The following is a 2,775-nucleotide window of genomic DNA, read 5'->3' on the forward strand; positions in this document are numbered from 1 at the left end:
GAAATCCTTCCTTCTTCTAAATTTGAACCAGATTTATATTCTGTTATTGTTTCAATTAGTGATGTCGTAAAACGAAAAAAAATTGTAGAGTCGTTACCCAAGAATACAAGCTATGCTACGTTAATCCATCCTTCTGTTGTAATGTCAGAATGGGTTGAGATTGGAGCAGGGACTATAATTACGGCAGGGTGTATATTAACATGCAATATAAAAATTGGAGAACATTCGCAATTGAATTTACATACCACGATAGGTCACGATACAACTCTTGGAGATTATTTTACTTCAGCTCCTGGAGCAAAAATTAGTGGGGGATGTGTAATAGGAAATCAGGTCTATATTGCTACAAATGCATCGATAAAACATCTGCTCAATATTTGTTCAAATACAACTATTGGTATGGGTGGGGTAGTACTAAAAGATATTGAGGAGCCGGGAGTGTATGTGGGTAATCCTATTCGGAAGCTCCGATAATTATTTAATTTGCTCTAGTAATTCGATTCCCTGTTGGAGTGATTTAACGTTCTCCACATAAAGACCCAGTTTATCATTCTTTTCTTTAATTGTAAACTTATGGGCATTGGCCTGAACGTGTATTAAAACTTTCGTGAAAATTGGAGATTCGAAGAACGCAGACTCTTGGTCAGCCACGAAATAAGCAATGAACTTATCTCTTTTTAGGATGATCTTTTCTAGACCTAATTTTTTAGCAATCCATCTTAAACGGATGGTGTTGAATAATTCATTTCCTTGAGGAGGAATAGGGCCAAAACGATCAATAAGGTTTTCGATGTATTTATCAAGTTGTTCTTGTTTCTTGATCATGTTTAATTCCTTATATAATGCCATTCTTTCAACTACACTATTAATGTAGTCATCTGGGAAAAGAATTTCCAGGTCGGTTTCAATCTGACATTCTGATACATATTCGTAGTCCTCGTCTCTTTGATAAAGGTCTTTGAAATCATTTTCCTTGAGTTCTTTAATAGCCTCGTTTAATATCTTTTGATAGGTGTCGAATCCAAGATCGTTAATAAAACCACTTTGCTCACCACCTAGTAAATCACCCGCACCTCGGATATCCAAATCGCGCATAGCAATGTTAAATCCACTTCCTAATTCAGCAAATTGCTCTATTGTTTTAAGTCGTGTACTAGCTTCTTTCGTAAGTCCAGATAGAGGAGGAGAGAGTAAATAGCAAAAAGCTTTTTTATTTGATCGACCAACACGCCCACGTAGTTGATGTAAATCACTTAAGCCAAACATGTGTGCATTATTTATGATGATAGTATTGGCATTTGGGATATCTAAACCAGATTCTACAATAGAAGTAGCAACTAAAACGTCGAATTCGTTCTCAATAAAGTCGACCATTACCTTTTCGATTTGAGGTCCTTTTAATTGGCCATGGACAACACCAATTCTTACATTAGGACAAAGCCTGTTTATCATGGCAGAGATCTCTTCAATATTTTGAACACGGTTGTTTACAAAGTAAACTTGACCCCCGCGCTGCATCTCATAAGAAATTGCATCGGCAACAATTCGTTCGCTAAAGGTATGTAACTCGGTTTGTATTGGTTGCCTGTTTTGAGGCGCCGTATTAAGCGTCGATAGATCTCGAGCACCCATCATGGAAAACTCTAATGTTCTTGGAATAGGAGTGGCCGTTAGGGTAAGCGTATCGATGCTCGTTTTTATTGTCTTCAGTTTATCCTTTGTATTAACGCCAAATTTTTGTTCTTCATCTACAATTAATAAACCGAGGTCTTTGAACTTAATATCTTTTCCGGCTAGTCGATGTGTTCCAATTATAATGTCAATCTTGCCTTTCTCTAGTCTTTCAAGTATTTCATTTTGATCTTTTGTTGATTTAAATCGGTTGATGAATTCAATGTTGCACGGGAAATCTTTAAGCCTTTCCGAAAAGGTTTGGAAATGTTGCATGGTTAAGATAGTTGTTGGTACCATCATGGCAACTTGCTTGCTATCTGTTACTGCTTTAAATGCAGCTCTTATTGCAATCTCTGTTTTTCCAAAGCCAACATCACCGCATACCAACCGGTCCATTGGAGCTTCCGATTCCATGGCTTTCTTTACATCGACTGTAGCAGTAATTTGATCTGGAGTGTCTTCATAGACAAATGATGCTTCTAACTCGTGTTGTAGATACGTATCTGGTGCATAGGCAAATCCTTTTTCAGCTTTTCTTTTTGCATAGACTTTGATAATGTCGAATGCAATTTCTTTAATTCTCTTCTTTGTTTTTTGCTTGAGCGCCGCCCATGCTTTAGATCCTATCTTATGCAACTTAGGAGTCTTTCCTTCTTGCCCCGAATATTTTGAAACACGATGCAAGGAGTGGATACTCACATATAAAATGTCACCATCCTTGTAGATAATCTTAATTGCTTCCTGTTGTTTTCCGTTGACATCTATTTTTAATAGACCGGAAAACTGTCCAACACCATGATCAATGTGTGTGACATAGTCGCCGGTTTGAAGAGTATTAAGCTCTTTTAAAGTAATTGCTTGTTTTGTTTTTTGAAATCCAGCTCGTAAAAAGAAAGGGTTATACTTATTGAATATTTGATGTTCGGTATAGCAAGCGATTTTTAGCTCACGGTCCACGAAACCTTCACTTAAAGGCAGAACCATCGAAGAGAACACAATGCTTTTTTCATCCTCCTCAAACATATTGTACATCCGCTCCGTTTGTTTTGGATTCTTTGTTACAATAATATTTCTGTAATTGGCTTTGTGGTTGTCGATGAA

At 37.0% G+C, this 2,775-nt stretch carries 2 protein-coding genes; one reads left to right on the forward strand and one right to left on the reverse strand.

Features of this window, described 5'->3' with window-relative positions; genetic code table 11:
- Nucleotides 1–474, forward strand: a 474-nt coding sequence (locus HRT72_09305) for a transferase (protein ID NQY67901.1), incomplete at its 5' end; no start/stop codon positions are given.
- On the opposite strand, the gene mfd is transcribed toward HRT72_09305, so the two are convergent.
- Nucleotides 475–2,775 (reverse strand): transcription-repair coupling factor (mfd, locus tag HRT72_09310; protein NQY67902.1); only part of this gene is annotated, 2,301 nt, incomplete at its 5' end. It lies immediately after the preceding gene.

Source organism: Flavobacteriales bacterium, assembly GCA_013214975.1.
Classification (GTDB): domain Bacteria; phylum Bacteroidota; class Bacteroidia; order DT-38; family DT-38; genus DT-38.